Source organism: Paenibacillus etheri, assembly GCF_001012825.1.
Classification (GTDB): domain Bacteria; phylum Bacillota; class Bacilli; order Paenibacillales; family Paenibacillaceae; genus Paenibacillus_AQ; species Paenibacillus_AQ etheri.
On sequence record NZ_LCZJ02000065.1, the window covers coordinates 56,573 to 78,678 of the forward strand.

The 22,106-nt window shown below is 46.5% G+C and carries 19 protein-coding genes; 15 read left to right on the top strand and 4 right to left on the bottom strand.

The features are described from left to right. Window positions 1–44: 44 nt before the first annotated feature. Entirely contained in the window at window positions 45–1,688 is a 1,644-nt protein-coding gene (locus UQ64_RS27925; RefSeq protein ID WP_060626718.1) for a bifunctional ADP-dependent NAD(P)H-hydrate dehydratase/NAD(P)H-hydrate epimerase, read from the top strand. Between the two features lie 7 nt (window positions 1,689–1,695). On the opposite strand, the gene UQ64_RS27930 is transcribed toward UQ64_RS27925, so the two are convergent. Continuing rightward, the gene (locus tag UQ64_RS27930) at window positions 1,696–2,151 is read right to left on the bottom strand and encodes a hypothetical protein (RefSeq protein WP_060626719.1); all 456 of its coding nucleotides are present in this window, start codon (window positions 2,149–2,151) and stop codon (window positions 1,696–1,698) included. A 32-nt stretch (window positions 2,152–2,183) separates the two neighbouring features. Further along, entirely contained in the window at window positions 2,184–3,083 is a 900-nt protein-coding gene (locus tag UQ64_RS27935) for an SDR family oxidoreductase (RefSeq protein WP_060626720.1), read from the bottom strand. 122 nt (window positions 3,084–3,205) lie between these two features. On the opposite strand from UQ64_RS27935, the gene UQ64_RS27940 reads away from it, so the two are divergent. From UQ64_RS27940 to sdaAA, 3 genes are all read left to right on the top strand, one after another. Then, window positions 3,206–3,787, top strand: a complete 582-nt coding sequence (locus UQ64_RS27940) for a DUF4269 domain-containing protein (RefSeq protein ID WP_060626721.1) — start codon at window positions 3,206–3,208, stop codon at window positions 3,785–3,787. 244 nt (window positions 3,788–4,031) lie between these two features. After that, window positions 4,032–4,742, top strand: a complete 711-nt coding sequence (gene sdaAB / locus UQ64_RS27945; RefSeq protein ID WP_060626722.1) for an L-serine ammonia-lyase, iron-sulfur-dependent subunit beta — start codon at window positions 4,032–4,034, stop codon at window positions 4,740–4,742. Beyond that, entirely contained in the window at window positions 4,739–5,617 is an 879-nt protein-coding gene (gene sdaAA, locus UQ64_RS27950; protein WP_060626723.1) for an L-serine ammonia-lyase, iron-sulfur-dependent, subunit alpha, read from the top strand. The genes sdaAB and sdaAA overlap by 4 nt, the downstream gene beginning before the upstream one ends. 29 nt (window positions 5,618–5,646) lie before the next feature. Here sdaAA and UQ64_RS27955 read toward each other — a convergent pair whose 3' ends face one another. Then, a complete protein-coding gene (locus UQ64_RS27955; protein WP_060626724.1) occupies window positions 5,647–5,949 on the bottom strand; it encodes a hypothetical protein in 303 nt (100 codons plus the stop codon). Window positions 5,950–6,010: 61 nt separating this feature from the next. Here UQ64_RS27955 and UQ64_RS27960 point away from each other — a divergent pair, with 61 nt between their 5' ends. Then, on the top strand, window positions 6,011–6,208 hold the full coding sequence (locus tag UQ64_RS27960) for a YwbE family protein (RefSeq protein WP_042184438.1): 198 nt from the start codon (window positions 6,011–6,013) through the stop codon (window positions 6,206–6,208). 101 nt (window positions 6,209–6,309) lie between these two features. Here UQ64_RS27960 and UQ64_RS30500 read toward each other — a convergent pair whose 3' ends face one another. Beyond that, window positions 6,310–7,047 carry an HNH endonuclease gene (locus tag UQ64_RS30500; protein ID WP_082651354.1) on the bottom strand — a complete coding sequence of 246 codons (738 nt, stop codon included), beginning with the start codon at window positions 7,045–7,047 and terminating at the stop codon, window positions 6,310–6,312. Between the two features lie 128 nt (window positions 7,048–7,175). Between UQ64_RS30500 and UQ64_RS27970 the strand changes: the two genes are divergently transcribed. From UQ64_RS27970 to UQ64_RS28015, 10 genes are all read left to right on the top strand, one after another. Next, on the top strand, window positions 7,176–7,658 hold the full coding sequence (locus UQ64_RS27970) for a hypothetical protein (RefSeq protein ID WP_060626725.1): 483 nt from the start codon (window positions 7,176–7,178) through the stop codon (window positions 7,656–7,658). 52 nt (window positions 7,659–7,710) lie between these two features. After that, window positions 7,711–8,730: a LacI family DNA-binding transcriptional regulator gene (locus tag UQ64_RS27975; protein WP_060626726.1), complete on the top strand. Its 1,020-nt coding sequence runs from the start codon at window positions 7,711–7,713 to the stop codon at window positions 8,728–8,730. 306 nt (window positions 8,731–9,036) lie between these two features. Next, a complete protein-coding gene (locus UQ64_RS27980; RefSeq protein ID WP_060626727.1) occupies window positions 9,037–10,374 on the top strand; it encodes a glycoside hydrolase family 30 protein in 1,338 nt (445 codons plus the stop codon). Window positions 10,375–10,402: 28 nt separating this feature from the next. Beyond that, on the top strand, window positions 10,403–13,630 hold the full coding sequence (locus UQ64_RS27985; protein WP_060626728.1) for a hypothetical protein: 3,228 nt from the start codon (window positions 10,403–10,405) through the stop codon (window positions 13,628–13,630). 218 nt (window positions 13,631–13,848) lie between these two features. Continuing rightward, window positions 13,849–14,835 carry an ABC transporter permease gene (locus UQ64_RS27990; protein ID WP_082651355.1) on the top strand — a complete coding sequence of 329 codons (987 nt, stop codon included), beginning with the start codon at window positions 13,849–13,851 and terminating at the stop codon, window positions 14,833–14,835. Window positions 14,836–14,853: 18 nt separating this feature from the next. Then, on the top strand, window positions 14,854–15,744 hold the full coding sequence (locus UQ64_RS27995) for a carbohydrate ABC transporter permease (protein WP_060626729.1): 891 nt from the start codon (window positions 14,854–14,856) through the stop codon (window positions 15,742–15,744). Between the two features lie 110 nt (window positions 15,745–15,854). Further along, window positions 15,855–17,555, top strand: a complete 1,701-nt coding sequence (locus UQ64_RS28000; protein ID WP_060626730.1) for a type 2 periplasmic-binding domain-containing protein — start codon at window positions 15,855–15,857, stop codon at window positions 17,553–17,555. A gap of 103 nt (window positions 17,556–17,658) precedes the next feature. Further along, on the top strand, window positions 17,659–19,584 hold the full coding sequence (locus tag UQ64_RS28005; protein WP_245238289.1) for a cache domain-containing sensor histidine kinase: 1,926 nt from the start codon (window positions 17,659–17,661) through the stop codon (window positions 19,582–19,584). Next, window positions 19,581–21,143, top strand: a complete 1,563-nt coding sequence (locus tag UQ64_RS28010) for a response regulator (protein ID WP_060626732.1) — start codon at window positions 19,581–19,583, stop codon at window positions 21,141–21,143. Before UQ64_RS28005 ends, UQ64_RS28010 begins: the two co-directional genes overlap by 4 nt. Window positions 21,144–21,293: 150 nt before the next feature. Beyond that, window positions 21,294–22,097, top strand: coding sequence for an AAC(3) family N-acetyltransferase (locus UQ64_RS28015; RefSeq protein ID WP_060626733.1), 804 nt, complete (start codon window positions 21,294–21,296; stop codon window positions 22,095–22,097). Window positions 22,098–22,106 lie beyond the last annotated feature (9 nt).

A 22,106-nucleotide genomic window follows, 5' to 3' on the forward strand; every position in this document is an offset into this window, starting at 1 on the left:
TTGGCTAGTTGTGGATGGTGAACATAGCGGAAGGGGGCTGAATCATGTATCTTGTAACTGCTGAGCAAATGCGGTGGCTGGACGGAGAAACGATCCAGCGGCTGGGGATTCCAGCTATTGCGCTGATGGAGAATGCGGGAAGAGTGATCGCAGAGGAGATCGTTGCGCTGTGCCGGCGGAGAGGTGAAGAGGGCGGCAGGAATGCAGCCGATGGGGAAGACGCCGGGCTGAAGGATGCCGCGCTGGCTGGCGCGGCATTTCAGGTCAGCGCAGATCATGCGCTGACCCTCGACAATGCCGCCGCCGAGCGATGGCTCATCCTCGTCGGCAAAGGCAACAACGGCGGCGATGGCCTCGCCGCCGCACGGTATCTTCGCGAGACTGGCATCGCCGTCACGCTCGTCTATGCGGTGCCGCCGGAGTCGCTCTCCGGCGAGGCCGCCCTGCAGCGCGATGCGGCTGCAGCTATGGGCCTTCCTGCCGTGGTATACGGCAGGGACCGGCTGGACCTTGCCGAGTGCAGCGGCATCTTGGATGCGCTGCTCGGCACCGGCGCCGCGGGAGCCCCGCGCGGCGCCTATGCGGAGCTGATTGCCGCAGCGAATAGCAGCGGCAAAGTGATTGTGTCCGCGGACATCCCGAGTGGTCTGAACGCGGACACGGGGGAGACGCATGAGCCTTGCATTCATGCGTCGGTGACGGTTTGCCTCGCGTTTCTCAAGCGGGGCCTTCTGCAATACCCCGGCTCAAGTGCTGCGGGGCATGTGAAGGTCCGAGCCATTGGCATTCCGACTTCGCTGGCTCCTGAAAGCGGTGTGCAGGTATACCTGCTGACACCGGAAGTGCTGCATGCCCATCTGGGCGTAGATCTGGCCCGCCGGCGTTCGCCTGAAGGGCATAAGGGTACTTATGGGCATGTCCTTCTTGCCGCCGGCACCTTAAGAATGAGCGGTGCCGGACTGCTCTCTGCCCGTGCTGCGCTCCGGGCAGGCTGCGGATTAGTGACATGGGCGCTTCCTCAGAAGCTGCTGCCCGCTATCATCGGTTCTGCCCCTGAACTAATGCTGGCCGATGTTGGCGGCAATGAAGATGGAACCTGGCACGCAGGGAGCGTTTCAGAGCTACTGAAGCTAAGTAAAGAACGGGATGTTCTTGCCGTTGGTCCGGGTCTGGGTCGATTCGAGTCCGATACAGAATGGCTTCGCCATCTCTGGGAAGGAGTGGATTGTCCTCTGGTAATCGATGCGGATGCTTTGAACATATTAGCTGAGACTGATTACAAAGACTGGGCAAGTAGACGCCATCCTGTGATTCTTACGCCTCATCCAGGTGAGATGGCTCGGCTTGCCGGTGTAACAACAGCTGAGGTTAAACGGGACCGCATCGGTCTGGCTATGGGCTATGCGAAAGACCATGGGATCACAATCGTATTAAAAGGAGCACATACGGTTATAGCAACGCCTGAAGGGCAAGCTTATGTAAACACCACAGGCCATCCCGGCATGGGCACTGGTGGAGCCGGTGATGTGCTAACGGGCATGATTTCCAGCCTGCTGGCTCAGGGAATGAATGAGACGCAGGCAGCAGCTTTTGGTGTTTATCTACACGGATTAGCAGGGGAGAGAGCCGCCCGTCAGCGGAATAATCCAGCGGCTATCATTGCCGGTGATATCATAGAAGCACTCTGAGTGCAGCTTATAACAGTAGTAAGCAGAGCAGCGGTAGAAATAGTGCAAACACAGGCAGTAACAGAGGGGAACGCTCCACACCCAGTTGCGTTATTCGTAGCAGTAACAGTCCCAAAATTCCTGCCAGACCCCATAGCAGTAGCTCTGCACCTTGTTCTGCTGCTAGCCATAGACCTGCACCGAAACCTGCGGCTACGTATACAACAAGGGAAACGATGTGGGATGTGGAACGCAGGAGGCGCAGCAGAACATCGGCTACTAGTGCGGCTGGCAGTCCATAAGCGTAAATCGCATAAGGGATCGAAAGAGGCCAACCCTCAGGTACGCCGTTATGTTGTGGAAACCCAAGCATAAGTAAGGAAATAAGGACGTACGTTAGCCCTGCGCAGGCTAATTTTGTTAAGGCATACAAGCCACTTGTTAAACGGACAGAAGGAATATCATAATCAGGCATCTTATTCATAGGTATACATTCCTCTCATGGTGTATTGTGTATCAGCTGGTGACCATATCTCCACCGTTGACATGAATACATGTCCCGGTAACATATGAAGAATCAGGGCCCGCTAAAAAGAGATATGCTCCTGCTAGCTCATAAGGCTGTGCGGCTCGTTTAAAGGGCGTATCTGTACCAAAGATACTAACTTCCTCTGCAGAGTAGCTTGAGGGAATCAGTGGAGTCCACACTGGACCGGGAGCTACACTGTTGACGCGGACGCCAGCGTCTACGAGCGCTAAGGATAAAGAGCGGGTAAAGGAGACCACCGCCCCTTTGGTGGAGGAATAATCTATGAGCTCTTTATTTCCTTGATAGGCAGTAATGGAAGCGGTATTAATGATAGATGCACCTTTTTTAAGATGTGGGAGTGCGGCCTGAGTGAGATAAAAGAATGGGAAGATATTCGTCTGGAACGTCTGGTACAATTGCTCTTCTGTGATATCCAAAATACTTTTTTGTGGATATTGGACTCCGTGATTGTTGACCAGAATGTCAAGCTTACCGAAGGTGCGGATCGTATGCTCCACAGCCTTGAAGCAGTTCTCCTTATAGCGTAAATCAACTTCAATCCTTAAACAGCGTTGCCCTAATTCTTCGATCCGCTTTTGAGTGACTTCCGCATCTGAAGCTTCGTATAAATAAGCTATAGCAATATCTGCACCTTCTTTTGCAAAAGCAATGGCTGCCGCTTTACCAATTCCGCTGTCGCCTCCGGTGATGAGGGCAACCTTTCCCTTCAGCTTTCCACTGCCGGTAATTTCCGGATTTTCACTGATCGGACGAGGATTCATCAGACTCTCCAGACCTGGCTGGCGATCTTGATGCTGTGGTGGAAAAGCAATAGGCTGCTCTTTACATACTGTTTGTTTCCCGTAATCAGGGTAGATGGGATTCATTTTTTTGAAATTAACCTCCTTGCTTTCTATCTTCCGTATATTTCTATGCATGCGCCCAGAAAAGCGTGCGCTGTCTTCGAGACATACCTATACGCAAAACCACTCAGAGGGAGGATCTGAAAATGAATGATTGGCGAAATGTCGATTATTTGCGTCATGGAGCCGTGGTTCAGAAAGAGGTCTATAACCTTCTTACAGAGCTGGATATTATGAATTTGCTAACGGACTATAATCCTTTGTTGGTTGGGACAATACCGCTTGGAATTCAAGTTGAGGGCAGTGATTTGGATATCATTTGTGAGGTTCATGATCCTGTAAAGTTTAAGGCGCTAGTTGTTCGATATTTTGGAGCCATGGAGGGGTTTGTTAGCGAATCGCGGGTGATTCAAGGCATCCCTCGAACGAAAGTTAACTTTATGGCAAAGGGCTGGCTTATAGAACTGTTTGGACAGCCGAGGCAAACGGAGCTCCAGAATGGTTATTTGCATATGATCGTTGAAGCTGAAATTTTAGCTCAAATGGATGATGGTTTTCGCGAACGGATCATTCTTTTAAAAATAAATGGATGGAAGACAGAGCCTGCCTTTGCAAAAGCTCTGGGATTAGAGGGTGATCCTTACGAAGCGATGCTGGAGCTGGAAAAGCTTCCTTGGAGCGCTCTTCATGCTTTATGCCATTCTGTACAAGCGAGGGAACAAGTATGATCTATAAGGGCATGGTTGTGGATGGTTCTGGGAAGGGATGGGTTGGCAGTATAGAGGTGGAATTATGCTGTACTCCCAGGATATCTTGTGATATTCAGGACATGAAATAGAAATACTAGCCTTTGAATACGCAATGTTAGACATTTGTATATCACAGCAAATGTCACGGTGAACTCCGACTGCTAGTGCAGTATACTATATAGGAGTATGATAATTGCCTATTCTTGCAGGCAGGAGGTCTTTTATGCGGTTTAAGGATGTATTTTCAATTATTGGTCCGGCAATGGTCGGTCCATCAAGCTCACATACCGCTGGGGCGGCCCGGATCGGGAGGGCCGCAAGGCAGGTGTTAGGCGAAGTACCACGTGTAGCCGAGGTAACGTTTTTCGGTTCTTTTGCAGCAACTTATCAGGGACATGGTACAGATCGAGCGATTGTTGGAGGGTTACTCGATTTCACTACCGACGATCATCGGCTTCCAGATTCCCTGGAACTGGCGGTTGAAGCTGGGATGGAGGTTTCTTTTAAGCAGGGAACAGGCCTGTTTCCGCATCCGAACACAGTTAAACTGCACCTTATCGGACAAGAAACAGGAAGCGAACTGACACTAACAGGTACATCTATTGGAGGCGGGAATATCGAGATTGTCGATATCGACGGTTTTGGGGTGAAGCTTACTGGGATCTATCCGACGGTTCTGATTAACCATATGGATTATTTGGGTGTTCTGGCGAGTGTTACGGATGTGATGCGTAATGGACAGTTTAATATAGGACATATGTCTTTGGATCGTAAAAATCGCAGTGGTGCGGCCTTAACGGTGCTGGAGCTGGATGAAGCCGCTACGCCGGAGCTTATTAGAGCGCTTAAAGTGCTCACTGCTGTGAAATCCGTGAAGTTGGTTAATTTAAACGAAGGTAAGCAAGATGAGAAGGGGAAGGAAAGCTTAACATGAATTTTCAAACACTTAGCGAGCTGGCTGTATTGTGTGAGGAACGTGGTCTCACGATTGGAGCACTTATGCTCGAAGAGCAAAGCGCGGAATCTGGACGTTCCAGTGATCATGAATTTTCGACGATGCGTGAATATTATGGCGTGATGAAAGAGGCTGTTCATCGCGGGATGAATGAAGATACAACTTCGCGCAGCGGCCTTACAGGCATGGATGCCCAGCGTGTAGGAGCATATAACGCGGCTGATGAGCCGTGCCTAGGTGGACCCGCAGGTCAAGCTATGGCTTACGCGCTGGCCGTATCCGAAGTGAATGCTTCTATGGGGCGGATCATCGCAACCCCTACTGCTGGTTCATGCGGGATTATTCCGGGTGTATTTCTCAGCTGTCAGGAAAGGTTTGGCTGGGATGATGACTACATGGTATCCGGATTGTTTGCGGCCGGGGCCATCGGTTATGTCATCGCCAATAATTCGTTTGTATCTGGCGCGGAAGGTGGCTGCCAAGCAGAGGTAGGTTCTGCTATTGGGATGGCAGCAGGCGCTTTAACCGAGCTACGCGGCGGGACGCCTGCACAAGCAGTGCATGCTGTCGGGTTAGCACTTAAGAACACCTTAGGTCTGATTTGTGATCCGGTTGGAGGACTTGTAGAGATTCCTTGTATTGTTAGAAACGGATTCGGTGCAGTTACAGCACTTGCCGCCGCAGATATGGCATTGGCTGGTGTTCGTAGTGTGATTCCTTCTGATGAAGTCATCAAGGTCATGCTTGAGGTGGGCTCAGCTATGCCAGAGAAACACCGTGAGACTGCAGGAGGCGGATTAGCACAGACACCTACCGGTCGTAAAATCATGCAGGATTTACGCAAAAAGAAGTAATCTATACGCCTTGAATCACAATTTGAATATTAGAGCATTTTGAAACGTTCCAGCTGATCCCATTGACCTTCTTGCCTAAGGATTTCTGCCTGCCTAGGTCCAATGAGGTCGAAGTGGGGAAACGATGAACGATTATGAATATATTGGGCAGGCAATCCATTCTTCTCGCACCAATGTTTCAGAGTGGTAAGATCACTACAGCCCACCTTGGTGACGGTAGTGATGCTAGGAAAACGAGGATCCAGCCAATAATGAGTCAAGAAGGCGATCTCTCCTGCGGAGACCGCTTTTTTCCAACGGGTTAATTCTTCTCTGTTGATGCCGAAGGCCATAACGTCTCATCCTTATCTATTGTTGTTGACAACATTATAACCCATGAAAGGGGATTACATGATGAATGGACAAGTAAGAGCGGATATTCGCCCTGGGCTTGAAGTAGATATTGTGCTTAAGCAGGATCAGCCTACAGGTAAGCTAACACACGGTACGGTGAAAGATATTCTCACGAATTCGCCTAGGCATCCGCATGGTATTAAGGTTCGTTTGACTAGCGGACAGGTAGGTCGAGTTAAGAATATTACAGGGAACTAAATAGACTTTAATTCTCCATATTAAAAAGCGACCCTAATCTCAAGGCAGCTGTTCACGGGAACAGTACAACCTGACGAGATTAGGGTGTTTTGGTTTGGGTGCTACATTCGGCCCATAAAATCCTCAACAGATCGATCGGCTTTGGTCTGATTACATAACGTGCAAGCGCAGACGCAATTATCTGGAGTGGTATGGCCACCTTTTGCACGAGGTAGTAAATGATCAATAGTGTCCCCAAAAGCGCCGCAGAAGTAACAGATATAGTTGTCTCTGGCTAGTATATAAGCGCGAAAATCCTTATTGCTATACAATCGCTTTATGGTTCGGCGGTTCACAACGATAGCCGCGTGTTCCCTGACTAGGGTAATCGCAAGTGGTAGATCGATCTCCTGATGCCAACGATGTCCCTTATCGCTATGGCCGCGCATTAGAATCATCCCTTTGGCGGAAGGATTCAGTTGGGTTGGATCTTCAGGATTTAGCTTTGTTCCTTGGGAGTGTGGATGTTTTTTTCGCTGCTCCAAACCTCGTACGCGGCGATTCGGATTGGATTGTTCTTTCGCTGTGGGCTTTATATTTAGTGTTTCTCGTTGTTTTCGACATTCACGGCAGGCACCACGGCGTGACTGCCCCTTGGAACGTTTGCCTGTACGTTTGCGAAATTCAGAGAGCGGCTTCTGCTTGTGGCAATAAGCACACTGTTTGGTAGATGGCAGGTCGGTATCGTTCATAGGTATGTTAGGTGCAGCGCTTGTGTACGCATGTCCTGTCTCCTTGTTTTTTAAATATAAGAAACTAGAAGTTTCACACCTAGTATAACGTAAAGTGCAGTCGTTCACATCGTACCTGAAAAAAGTGAAAATACAGGTATGTTTGTGATATGCATCTCGGTGATTAATCGGAAAAACTTGTAAAATGTTAAATAAATAGGGTTGCTCTAATTCTTATATGGAAATGGGGTAGTGGAATGGAATTAAAGAAGGGAAGGCCGGGTACAGTAATATGGCTTTATATTCTTCATATTTTTTTGGGGGTTGGAGCGTTAGCAGGAGGCGGGGCAATGGTCATAGATCCTAGTGGTGACCTGATACACATACCAACATCTATGCTGGAAAGATCGCCATTCTCAGATTTTTTAATTCCGGGTATTTTGCTGCTGATCGTATTCGGTATCCTGCCCCTGATTGTTGTTTATGGTCTGATCAAGAGACCTCAGTGGCACTTGGTAGAACTATTAAATCCTTTTAAGAAATTACATAGCTTCTGGGCTTTGTCTCTTTATATTGGGTTTGGGCAAATCATTTGGATAACGGTGCAGACGTACATGCTAAATAGTGTTGCAACTATACATCTGATCTATATGAGCCTAGGATTGTTGATTCAGGCCGTTACACTGCTCCCCTCTGTACAAAGTTACTTTTCGCTGGACGGCGGTACGGAAAGACGTTAAAATTGCAGTGAACAAAAGGCATTTCATTTGTCAGGGCAAGGAGCGAGCCGAATTGACAACGATATACGATATTGCCAAAAGAACCGGTTACTCTCCAACAACGGTATCTAAGGCGTTTAATAATTATTCCGATGTGCGGGAGAAGACTCGCCAGGAAATATTCCGGGTTGCCCAAGAAATGGGATATTTGCCGAATTCACATGCACGTACACTGACCACTAAGAAATCGTGGACCATTGGTGTGTTGTTCGTAGAGAATACGGGATTTGGTATTCGCCATCCTTTTTTTAGCGCTGTGATCGAGAGCTTTAAGAAGGTTGCTGTGGAAAAGGGTTATGCCCTCATGTTTATCTCTAAAGATGTCGGTGGTAAGCAAAGTGGATATTTAGAGAATTGCAGGATTCGTGGCGTAGACGGCGTTGTTGTCTTCTTGTCCGATTATGAGGATCCGTATTTCCGTGAACTGCTCGAGAGTGATATTCCTACGGTTATTGTGGATTTTGAGACTTCTGAGACACATACGGTATGCTCGGATAATACAGCTGGAGCACAGCTGGCGGTGGAGTATCTAGCCTCTTTGGGGCATCGCAAGATTGCCCATATATCCGGAGGAATGAACACATTTCCAGGTAAAATGCGTGAGCTGGGTTACAAGACCGCTATGAAGCAGCGAGGGTTTAAAGTGCCCAAATCCTATGTTGTAAACGGAGCCTTTTATTCTCGAGAAAGCGGTTATAAGGCGATGCTGGAGCTTCTTAAGCTCCCTGAACGTCCAACCGCTGTCTTTGCTTCGGGTGACTTACTAGCCTTAGGAGCTATTATGGCTGTTAAAGATAGTGGACTTTCCGTACCAATGGATATTTCAGTTATGGGCTACGATGACATCGATCTAGCTGAGTATGTTTCACCTGCATTGACAACGGTACGTCAGGATACGGAACTTCTTGGAAGCCGGGCTGCGGACATTCTTTTAGCGTCAATTGAAGGTAAAGCGTTAGATAAGGAAGCAATTTTAGTTCCCGTGGAAGTGGTTGAACGGGAGTCCTGTGCATCTCCGGTTAGTGCAAATTAGTCGGTAGTAAGATTAGGATAAATCTTGACGAACTAAAAAGAGTCCTGCTAAAGTAAAAGACAATATAGCTTTTAATTGTTCCTAATGAGATAGTGGTAGTTGACACATCTTGTTTAGATGGAGCTATAATGGACTGATTGTTAAAAATGTTCTTTCAATTGATTTCGAAAGATCATTTTTTTTCGAAACAATCGAAACCGGTTTCGATTGTTTCTGTGGCTCATTGCTCCGAGTCTACAACATCGGAAGATGATCCAGTAAAGACTAGTACTTTGGTAAGAAAACAATTCAGAGGAGATGGATGAAATGGCAAAAGTTCAAACTGTGGTAACTGCAAAAGATACAGGGGAACGCTTAACTCCGAAAGATGCAATTGTTTTTAGCGCAAGAGTAGGATCTGGATCTGCCGATGTGGAGCTTAAGCCAGAACAGGAGTATCAAAAGATGATTGGATTTGGCGGCGCTTTCACCGAAGCTGCTGCTTATACGTTATCACGTCTGAGCTCCGAGAAACGGGCAGAGGTTATTCATCGCTATTTCCATCCTGTAGAGGGATTAGGCTATAGCATGGGGCGTGTGCATATTCACAGCTGTGATTTTGCCCTTGGAAATTATACGTATGTTGCTGATCATGATACAGAGTTAGCTACTTTTGATATCTCACATGATCATAAGTGGGTACTTCCGCTGATAAAAGACGCCATGGAAGTAAGAGGCAGTGCATTCACGATGCTGGCTTCTCCTTGGAGCCCTCCGGCATGGATGAAAACAAATGGAGAAATGAATAACGGTGGATCACTGAAGCCGGAATATGCAGAAGTTTGGGCACGCTACTATACGAAATTCATTGAAGCTTATGGGAAAGAGGGAGTGCCGATTTGGGCGGTTTCCGTGCAGAATGAGCCGGCTGCCGTTCAGGTCTGGGATTCATGTATTTATAGTGCGGAAGAGGAACGGGATTTTGTTAAAAACCATCTTGGGCCGGTGATGCATCAGACCGGCCATTCAGATGTGAACATTGTAATCTGGGATCATAACCGCGATATTATGGTCGAGCGTGCTTCGGCAGTATTATCTGATCCTGACGCAGCAAAGTATGTGTGGGGTACGGGTATTCACTGGTACGGAGGCGAGGAGTTCGAGAAGGTAGAAAAGGTACATGATTTATTTCCAGACAAGCATCTTTTATTTACAGAGGGCTGCCAAGAGGGTGGCGTTAAGCTGGGGGAATGGTTTACTGGTGAAAGGTATGGCAGAAATATGATTGGAGATCTCAATGCGTGGACTGAAGGATACCTGGACTGGAACCTGGTACTGGATGAGACAGGAGGCCCCAACCATGTAGGCAATCTCTGCGATGCGCCGATTATTGCAGATACGACAACGGATGAAGTGCACTATAACAGCTCCTATTATTACATTGGGCATTTCAGTAAATACATTGCACCAGGTGCGGTACGGATCGGATTTACATCTGAAGCGGAAGGTATCCTAACCACAGCATTCCGTAATCCTGATGGCAGCATTGCTGTTGTGCTGATGAATGAAAGTGAAGAAGTGCACAGTGTAACGCTAGGTCTAGGAGAAGAGATTGCGAGCTGCGAGCTAGCGCCTCATTCCATCGTGACGCATTTGATTTCATAAATAATCTACAACTTAGGAGGACAAAAGTATGAGCAATTATTATTTCGAATCAGATACATTTGTAATGGAGCAATTTGATGAAGGAAAGACTTTTTCCAGTTTCTTACCAGGTCTTGCCGGACTAAAGGGAATTCCGATGTGGACTTTTTATGTGAATCGGGGTCAGGCCATTTGCAGCTTCGGGGTACGCGATAAGAACTCGCCGATCATGGAATTCTCTCCGGCAAATATCTCTTATAAGAACGTAGGGACGACCGGTTTCAGAACCTTTATCAAAATTAAAGGCGAGCAAGAGATTTATGAACCGTTTCAATCTGCACGTCCAGATGCTGCTGCTAAGCGGATCATGACCATTTTGCCTAATGGGCTTACCATTGAAGAAAGCCATGCCGGGCATGGTCTGAAGACGACCGTACACTATTTTAATTTGCCTAATGACGATTATGCAGCATTGGTACGTCGGGTAGAGATTGAGAATATCGGCGGTAAAGAGATCGAGCTGGAGCTGATGGATGGTCTGCCTGAAATCTTGCCTTACGGCGTAGAAAACAGCGGCTACAAGGAAATAGGTAACCTGCTGCGCAGCTGGATGGATGTATACAACTTGGAGAATGGTATTCCATTTTATAAACTGCGTTCCAGTACCAATGATAGTGCGCAGGTTAGTGAAATTACGAATGGACATTTCTATCTGTCGTTCACTGGAGATGGAGAAAAAGTCTCGCCAATTGTCGATTTCGAGCTAGTCTTTGGTGGTAATACCTCTCTTACTTATCCAGACCGCTTTGCGGGATTAACCCTTGCAGAACTGGGTGAGCTTCCGCAATATCCGGTCAATAAGGTTCCGTGCGGTTTTAGCGGAGTGGCAAAACGTTTGGCGCCAGGTAGCCGTCTGATTCTGAACACTCTGGTTGGACATGTAAATGACATCGACAAAATCAATAAGAAGGCTGAACATTTGTGCAGCGATGAATATATCCTGTCTAAATCCCAAGAGGCCGCAGGTCTGACTGAAGAGTTGACAGAAGGCATTGCTACTCACACTTCATCGGCTGTGTTTGATGCGTATTGCCGTCAATCCTATCTCGATAACTTTCTGCGTGGAGGCTATCCTTTTGTCTTTGACAATGGCGGTGATGGCTTTGTAGTTCACTTATACTCGCGTAAGCATGGTGACTTGGAGCGTGACTACAATTTCTTCTCACTCGCCCCAGAATATTATTCACAGGGGAACGGAAACTTTCGCGATATGAATCAGAATCGTCGGAACGATGTATTTTTTAATCCGAAGGTGGGTAGCTTCAACATCAAAATGTTCTATAGCTTGATTCAGGCGGATGGTTACAACCCATTGAGCGTACAAGGAACAACCTTTGAAGTGAAAGCGGACAGTAAGGCGCAAGCTGCGGAATGGATCGGAGAAGCTGTGGCAGATCATCAAGCTGAGCTTGTAAGGCTGTGTAGCACTCGGTTCACACCAGGTAGCTTAGTAAACTATATTGCGGATCATAACGTTACCTTGAAGGTAAGCGAGCAAGAATTTCTGTCAGGCCTACTAGCCTTGTCACAACAAAACATTGAGGCTTCTTTTGGCGAAGGCTTCTGGTCAGATCACTGGACGTATAATATGGATCTGGTAGTAGGTTATTTGGATATCTTCCCTGACAAAAAGCAGGAGCTTTTATTTGGGGATAACACTTACGCGTTCTATGACAGCCCAGCATATGTGTTGCCACGAAGTGAGAAATATGTAATCAGTGAGGGAAAGGCTCGGCAATATGGTGCTCTCCTTGAAGATGAGGAGAAGCTGCATAAGCTGAAATGGAAAGCTGGAGATACCCATTGGCTGCGTACCGAAGGCGGCCACGGTGCCATTTACCACACTAATCTATTCGTGAAGATGTTGTCTCTTGCCTTGAATAAATTTGCTACACTTGACCCTTACGGTATGGGTGTAGAGATGGAAGGCAATAAGCCGGGCTGGAACGATGCTATGAATGGACTGCCAGGATTGTTCGGCTCTGGAATGAGTGAGACTTTTGAGCTGAAACGTACCGTAGTCTTTTTGTTAGATGCTCTGAACGGCAAAGAGAACATTCAAGGCGCTGTAGATCTGCCAGAAGAAATTGCACAGCTGCTTGAAAAGGTATATCACGCGGTAACGGCTGTTCTTTCGGGAGATTTGGAACAATTCAATTATTGGGACATTGTAGCTTCGGCGCGTGAGGCGTATAGAGCACGTATCCGTTTCGGTATTACTGGGGCTGAGTCTGAAGTAACCTTGGAATACATTCGTGAGGCCCTCTCCAAGTTCTTGGTCAAAATCGATGAGGGGATCAACAAGGCGGTAGAACTCGGTAACGGACTTACCCCAACCTACTTCCGCTTTGAGGCGAAGAAATTCCAGCAGGTAACCGATGCTGAAGGTCAACCGGTACTTAGCGGATACGGCCTGCCAAAAGCTGTGGTAGAGGAGTTTGAGGTATATGCATTGCCATACTTCCTTGAGGGACCTACTCGCTGGTTGAAGACGCTGAAAGATCCGGTGCAAGCCAAGGAAATCTACAATTTGATTAAGCAAACAGAGCTATATGATCCGACTACGTCTATGTATCAAACCTCGGTTAGTCTAGAGGGAGAGTCGCATGAGATCGGACGAATGAGAGCCTTTACGCCAGGCTGGCTAGAGCGTGAGTCCAACTTCCTGCATATGTCCTACAAATATCTGCTAGAGCTGTTGAAAGGCGGACTTCATGAGGAGTTCTACGGAGAACTGAAGACCTCGCTAGTTCCGTTCCTGGATCCGGCTGTCTATGGACGCAGTACGCTTGAGAATTCATCCTTTATCGCTACTGGAGGCAATCCTGATCCGGGCAATCACGGTAGAGGGTTCGTTGCAAGACTAAGTGGGTCGACAGCTGAATTCCTCAGTATGTGGAGAACGATGATGGCCGGAAGTCATATTTTCAGAGTAGAAGATGGACAGCTTACGTTATCTTTAAATCCGGTTCTACCAGGCTGGTTATTTGATGAACAAGGCAATCTTTCTTTCACATTCTTAGGTGGCACGGAAGTAACTTATTCGAACCCCCAACGCGAGAATACGTTTGGTGAGAAGAAGGCTGTTATTCAGAGCATGACGCTCGTCTATCGCGATGGAACGGTTACCGAAATTTCTGGAGCGCTCGTTCGAGGTAAAGAGGCAGAGGCTCTACGGCGTGGAGAGATCAAGCAAATTCGAGCAATAATGGCATAGAAAATAAGGGAGGGCCTAGGCCCTCCCTTATTTTTTTCTCCAAATATAAGAAAGCCCTTAAACGACGCCGAAGGCATTTTAGCTTGAACCCGAAAAATGGAACCTATAACCCGAAATTCAAAGCCTTACGGAGACAGGCAAAAGCAAATACAATGAATACATAGATATTGTAAGCGCTTCAGAAAAAGAAAAAGATATATAGCCTGGAGGTCCAAAGGATGGAGAACAAAAAAAGCGTGGAAGTAAGTCCAGCGATGAATCCGTTAATTCCTGGAAATTTCGAAACCGGTAAAGTAAATCGTACTCCGCTTTGGAAGAGGTTCGTTACCCAGCGACATTTGCAGACTATGGCACTGCTTGGTGTCATCTGGATGATTATTTTTAACTACATTCCGATGTATAGCATTATTATCGCCTTCAAGGAGTACAACATCGTCAAGCCAATCTCGGAAGCTCCTTGGGTCGGTCTCGCGAATTTCAAAGAGTTCCTGGCGGACGATAATTTTGTGTATGTTATGAAGAATACGTTAGGCATCAGCTTAATTAAACTGTTGATCTTTCCGCTGCCGATCATATTCGCCCTCTTTCTGAACGAAGTCCGATCCGTTCGCTTTAAGAAGAGTATTCAGACGATATCGTATTTGCCCCACTTCCTGTCTTGGGTCGTTCTTGGCGGGATTCTCGCCACTTGGCTGGCAGATGTGGGCATCATCAACAATATTTTGATGGCGCTGCATGTGATCGACCAGCCGATTTCGTTCCTGGCTGAACCGAAATATTTCTGGACCATTATTATTACCTCGGATTTATGGAAGGAGCTGGGTTGGTCAGCGATCATCTATCTGGCTGCCATTACCAGCATATCTCCCGAAATGTATGAAGCGGCCACCATCGACGGTGCCGGAAGATTCCAGAAAATGTGGTATGTAACCGTACCGACTATCAAAGGAACGATCAGCATCTTGTTTATTCTGGCGGTGAGCGGTGTACTGAACTCCAATTTTGACCAGATCATGGTACTTCGCAATTCGCTAAATGACAGCGCGAGTAATGTGATTGACTACTATGTTTACTATACCGGTCTGCTCTCGGCCCGCTTCTCGTATTCAGCCGCTATCGGAGTGTTCAAATCGGTTATCTCGCTCATTCTGCTGCTGATTGCCAACCAAGTATCTAAAAAACTCAACGACACCTCGTTGTTTTAGGCCAAGGGGGACCTGTACATGATTACACTGAATCGCAGAACAAAGGGAGAAGTCGTCTTTGATATAGTAAACAATATTGGAATGCTTTGTATTTGCTTCGTTACGCTGTATCCGATCTGGTACGTGCTAATTAATGCTTTTAATGACGGAAAAGATGCTATGCTAGGCGGGATTTACTGGATTCCGCGCAAGTTTTCATTGGAGAACTTTAGTGCCGTGTTCGATAGCCCGGGTATTATGAGGGCGATGTGGATTACGGTAGCCAAAACAATTCTCGGCGTAGGTCTACATGTATTCTTTACGGCGATGGTTGCTTATGCGGTTTCCCGGAGAGAACTGATTGGGGGCAGATTCTACATTCTGTTAGGTACGATAACCATGATCTTCGGAGCCGGACTTATTCCGACGTACCTACTCATCAAAGATCTTCATCTGCTGGAAAATTTCCTAGTCTATATTATTCCGGTCATGTTCAGCTTCTTCGATCTAATCATCTTCATGACGTTCTTCCGGGATATTCCTGATGGCCTGGAGGAAGCGGCGCGTATTGACGGAGCCAACGACTGGTCCATCTTCCTGCGGATTGTCCTGCCGGTCTCTTTACCCGTACTGGCTACTATTGCGCTGTTCCATGGCGTTTACCAATGGAATGATTATTTTACCGGAATGATTTATATGAACAATGAAAGCATGCAACCGATTCAAACATTCCTGTACCGGGTTGTCGCCCAATCCAGCTCCAATCTAATGATGACTGCCGTACAGGGAAGCGCCGTGACCAGGACGGTGACCTCGCAGTCCATCAAGCTGGCTACGATGGTTGTTACAACACTTCCGATCGTCTTTGCCTACCCGTTCCTGCAACGTTATTTCGTCAAAGGGATGATGATTGGTTCCATCAAGGGCTAAGTGCTGGTCGCACTTCACCCGAAATAATGGTGTCTCCTCCGGACCGCACCCGCAGTCTTGGAGTTATAAATTATAATTATTAATCAATCTCAGAAAAGGGGTAAACAAGCATGGACATGAAAAGAAAGCCAAAGAAAATGATGATGCTGCTTATGGCAACAATCATGGTTCTGTCCGTAGCGGGCTGTTCCGGTAACAATGGTAACGCCGCAAACAAAGGTAATGCTGCAAACAAGACTGAAGGTAACACAGCAGAGGCAACATCTACAACAGCGCCAGAAGCTACAGCACTATCCGCTGATGAGCCGGGTTGGAAATCCGACACATCACCAATTACATTTGACTGGTACCTGAACTTCGCCTGGTTCCCTAATAAATGGGGTGTGGATCCAACTTCCCAATATATCACTAAGAAAACCGGTGTGGACATTAACTTTATCGTTCCAGCCGGTAATGAAAATGAAAAGATGAACACGCTGATTGCTTCCGGTAAACTGCCGGACTTTATCACGCTGGGCTGGTATGAAGATGCTGTTAAGAAAATGATTGAAGGCAATCTCGTGCTTCCTCTGAACAAACTCGCCGAAGAATATGATCCTTACTTCTTCAAAGTATCCGACCCTGACAAACTGGGATGGTACACACAAGCTGACGGCAATGTATACGGTTACCCGAATGCTTCTTCCTCCCCTAAAGATTACGAGAAATATGGCGACACTTATGTATCCAACCAAACCTTCGTAGTCCGCAAAGATATTTATGAAGCGATTGGCAGTCCTGATATGCGCACACCGGAAGGATTCGTGGCAGCGCTGAAGGCCGCTAAAGAGAAATTCCCTGAAATCGATGGTCAACCGATGATTCCGCTCGGTCTACACGAATTTATCGCAACGGGTAACGATTCTTTGGAACAATACATTCAGAACTTCTTAGCTATTCCAAGAGAAAAAGACGGCAAGTTGTATAATCGTGAGACTGACCCTGAATATATCCGCTGGATGAAAACTTTGCGTCAAGCGAACCAAGACGGCTTGCTTTCTAAAGATATCTTTATTGACAAACGTCCTCAAATGGAAGAAAAAATCGCTCAAGGCCGTTACTTCGCGATGCTGTACCAACGTACTGACTTTGGAGCCCAACTGGGAACTCTGTACCAGAAAGACCCGAACAAAATTTATATCGCAGTTGACGGTCCGGCTAATACCAACCTGGATGCGCCTACTCTGAACGGCCCTGCTATTTCTGGCTGGACAGTAACGCTGATCTCCAAAGATGTTAAAGACAAAGCACGCGCCATTAAATTCCTAAGTTACCTGAACAGTGAAGAAGGCAATAAAGACCTCTATCTTGGCGAAAAAGGCGTCAGCTATGATACCATTGACGGCAAAGACCAATTTAAACCAGAAGTCTTTGATCTGATGAATAAAGACCGTGCGGCATTCGACAAGCAATATGGTTCTTCCTTTACGTTCTGGATGCTGATGAATACCAATATTACAACTCAATGGACACCTAAAGCTGTAGAGCCTTTCAAACAGCTGGAAGACTGGACTCGCGGAAAAACAATAAGTATCTCCGAGTTTGATCAAATCGATCCGTTGGCAAGCTCCCCTGAGGGCGTCATCTTATCTAAAATCAAAGATTTGCGCAGCAAAACGCTTCCGAAGCTTTTGATGGCTCCATCCGATGCTGAATTTGATTCCATCTGGACAGGTTACATCAAGAAGCAAGAGGATCTGGGTCTGGCTAAAGTGCAAGCCTTCCAGCAAACAAAATATGAAGAGAATAAGCTGAAACTCGCAAAAAAATAAAATAAACATGACCCAATCGCCCGCAAATGTGGGCGATTGGGTTATTTTCAATCTATAATATGGTTTAGATATTAAATAGGTTAAGCATTCACTATTCAGCGAGGTGGACAGAACAGAAGTGTATAGAGTGAACAGGCGTGAGCGAGCTAGAGCGTTATGGCATTCTTTTAGTTATTGGTGGGGAAGAAGATCTCTCCAGAGTCGTTTAATTGCAGCCTATGTTTTTATAATCTTAGGCCCGTGCTTGCTGGTATCGGTCTACTTCTATGAGTCTATTAATAATACCTATCTCAGAGATGCCGTCGAGAAAAACGATTATTTGCTGCAAATGGAAAAATTACATATCTATAATCAAATTGAGGCGATGGAACGTGCGGCACAGATGGCTTATTCTGATACCGATGTAGAAGAATTCCTTGCGAATGAATCTGAACCACAGCTAGTAGATTTGATTAATTTCAATACAAATGCCTATGTGAATATGACTCGTATTCAATTTAACAATCCGAATATTGCGCATTTACGGTTGTATTCGAGAAGCAATAAAGTGCATGAAATTTGGCCGATTATTTTTCGTGAAGAGCGAGTTTCTTCCAAGCCATGGTTTCAGAAAGCGCTTCAAATGAAGGGGCAGGAATACTGGTCTTTTCAGAAAAGTGATCCCGATCTGATGCAGAGATACTTGGGATCGCCGGAGGAGAGTCTGCCCAAGGTTTCGTTGTTGCGTGAGAAAAGTCGTCCAGCAGACAATTATATCGGCATGGTGCAGGTGGATATGATGCTGAGTCGTTTTACACCCAAGACGTATACAGATGTCCGGGATAATCAGACCCAAATGTTCCTTGTGGATAGTGAGCTGCAGCTTTTCACCAGACCGGACCATTCTTTTTTGCAGAATAATCTGAAGATGGCTGATATGATTGCAGAACGGTATAAGCATTTTAGGGAAACTGGGGAATGGGATAGTGAGTACTCGGAGAATGGTAAATCGTTTTTGTTGATTAACACTCCGTTAGAACGTATTGATGCTTATTTGTTAAATGTAGTGTCCATGGATGGAGTCATGAAGGATATCTCCCGAACACGCAACTTAATCATTGGCGCCAATATCGGGTTTATTACCTTGCTGACGCTGATTGCTTATGTGACAAATGCCTTTATTCTAAAAAATCTACGTAGATTGACCGAAACAATGAAAAGAGTGCGTAGAGGTGAAGCGTACACTGGAATTATGATTCGGGGTGGAGGGGAAGTTGGTGAGCTTGCCCATCATTTCTCCAAATTGATGAATACGATCAATACATTGGTGGCTCAAGCAGTGAGCAAGCAGGCATTGTCAAAAGAGGCTGAGCTACGTACGCTGCATAACCAGATTGACGCACATTTTTTGTATAATACGCTGGAAAATATTAAAATGCTGGCTGAAATTGAAAACCAACGAACGATCTCAGATGCATTAACCTCACTAGGGGGGATGATGCGTTATAATTTCAAATGGTCCGGAGAGTATGTGAAGCTGCGAGACGAAATTCGCCATATTGAGAATTACATTGAAGTGATGAATATTCGTTTTGAGTATCCGGTTAAGTTGGTGCTTCATATTGAACCCCGATATTTGGAGCTGGAGGTGCTTAAAATGTCACTGCAGCCTATTGTGGAGAATAGTGTTAAGCATGCTTGGTGTGATGAGAAGGAGAATCTACAGGACCCGAGCGTTCATATTCATATTTCAGAAGCTGAAGGTGATATTTTCATAGAGCTTCGTGATAATGGCATGGGGCTAACACCAGAGCGACTACATGCTTTAAACGAGGCTATTTATGCGAAAGATGAACGCTGTGAGAGCACTGCTGAACAGAAGGGGACTGACCGCCGAACAGGTGGCATTGGTCTGAGAAATGTACATCAGCGTTTGCAAATCTTTTATGGCGATGAATATGGGCTTGTAGTACAGAGCGAAGCAGGAAGTTGGACGATGGTACGTTTAACCTTGCCGAAAGTTCTTTTGACGGGAGAAAAACAACTATGAAGAAGCTACTGATCATTGATGATGAGAAGAATATTCGTTACGGCCTCAAGACAATGATAGAAAGAGAATTTCCGTCCATTTATACCATCACGATGGCGAGTAATGGCGCAGAGGGGTTTGATATCTATGAGACCGACGGTGCAGATATTATTATTACAGATATACGTATGCCAGTAATGGATGGAATTACGCTGTTGGAGCGGTTGTCTTCGGCGACAAGGGGCGAGAAAAGCCCGGCAGTGCTAATTTTAAGCGGGTATGACGATTTCGAATATGCCAAAAGCGCAATCCGTTATCGCGTGAAGGATTACTTACTTAAACCGATTCGTAGAGATGAATTATTCGAAATCTTAAAGTGTATAGATAAGGAGCAGGAGGAGCAGAATCTCAGTGCAAGACAGCAGGAGCAGGAAGCAGAACATTTTCGCCGAGAGCTGCGTTCTAGCCGTTTACGTGGGCTGCTTATGCAGCAGGAAGTTCAGTTGGAGCGAGAGCAGCAGGAGAGCCTAGATGACTTGGGAGTTCCTTTTACAGTAGGTGTTTTGAATTACTATTGTAATGACGGAACAAGAATGAAGCCGGGGGATGTTCAGGGGCTGGTAGAACGATTGATGGGACCACTTGAAAAATGTTTTTCGGAAATCACAACGGACTGGGACGGTAAATTAGTATTGCTCGGAACCAGAAAACAGGACTTTATAGAACTGTCCAGACAAGCTGAAGCCAAAGAAATAATGGGATTGTCGATTGGAATAAGTAGCGAAGGAACAAGTCTTGCAGACCTTCGTTCCTGTTATAAGGAAGCGTGCCGGGCATTACAGTATACTTTTGTATATCCGCAAGTGAACTTGTTGAATTACGCGGATGTGAGTCAAGAACGGTCTAATTCCCCCTTGCCGAAGGAGGAAATTCGCAAGCTGCTCAATATGCTTGGAACAGAACGCGAGAAGGAGATGAAGCATCTTCTGGCTGAGATTTTTCAGACCGAGCATTTGAAGGCGCTTGACCTGTCATATTTGGAGTCGGTGGGACAGAATATCAATGAATTGGTGCTGGATGAAGTATTTCGGGTGCATGGCGAAGCCTCGGTAGAGGTGCTGAAGCTATATCGCACAGTGGGCAATATGTACAATTATCGTCATTTCCATGATTATTATCGTGCGCTTGAGAATTTGCTCCTGAGTGTGAGTGATTATATTGTAGGGGTGCGCTCTGCTCATACGGAGCATGCTGACATGGAGGAAGCGCTGAATTATATTGAAACGAACTATGCTCGTCCACTAAATATGGCTATGGTTAGTAACCATGTTTCTTTGAATTATTCTTATTTTAGCGAAGCTTTCAAGGCATATACTGGTGAGAATTTTGTCATTTATTTAAAAAAGGTACGCATCCGCCATGCTAAAGAACTGCTAGCACAAGGCTGCAGCAAGCTTGCCGGAGTTTCGGAAAAAGTAGGTTTTGAGAACAGTAAGCAATTTGCCCGTGTATTCAAAGAGTTGGAAGGGATCTCTCCGGGGGATTATAGAGCCAAAATAGTGTCCAGAGATTTGTCGTAAACAGCAGGGTAAGTAGCTGCGGTATGAGTATCATTGCTGTACATGTAGCCTTGATGACCCTTAAGGGTGTTGTTAGAAGTGATCCTCCTATATAATGGCAGTAAGAAGCTTTGCTAGGATTAGCAGTAAGAGAGTATGGAGGAATGAAGGGTGGAAGAAATTCAAGGGGATTTGATTACGGTTCAGACGTTGGCAGAGGACTTTCGGCGACTGGGTGTACATGCGGGGATGACGATTCTACTGCATTCATCCTTCAAATCACTGGGCCAATGGGTGGCAGGCGGGCCGGTTGCCGTTATTTTGGCGCTTGAGGAGGTCCTTGGAGAAACAGGCACGCTTGTGATGCCGACTCATTCCAGTGATCTGACGGACCCTGCTGGCTGGAGTAACCCACCGGTGCCCGAATCTTGGTGGCAGAGTATCCGTGAGCAGATGCCGGCTTATGATCCAGACTTGACTCCACTGAGAGGGATGGGGATTATTCCAGATTGCTTCCGTAGACAAAAAGGGGTAAAGCGCAGCGATCACCCCATTCATTCATTTGCGGCTTGGGGCAAGCATAGGGATGAGATTATATATGGACACTCCCTCGAATACGGTTTGGGGGATGACTCTCCATTAGCTCGTATTTATGACCTGGGGGGGAGTATGCTGCTGCTAGGCGTAGGAAATCTAAATAATACTTCATTACATCTTGCTGAATGCCGGGCCTTCTATGAAGGAAAACAGGAGGTCATTGGCGGGGCACCTATGATGGTGGATGGTCATAGACAGTGGGTGGAATTCAAGGAGCTAGATTGGAACTCTGACGATTTTGTTGAACTTGCTGAGCAATTTGGGCAAGAGACAGGGCTCATTACGTATGCTCAGATCGCCTCAGCTACAGCCCAATTGATTCCACAGCGTGAAATCGTTGACTATGCGGTGAACTGGATGGAGCGAAACAGGAAGTAGGTATCTCTG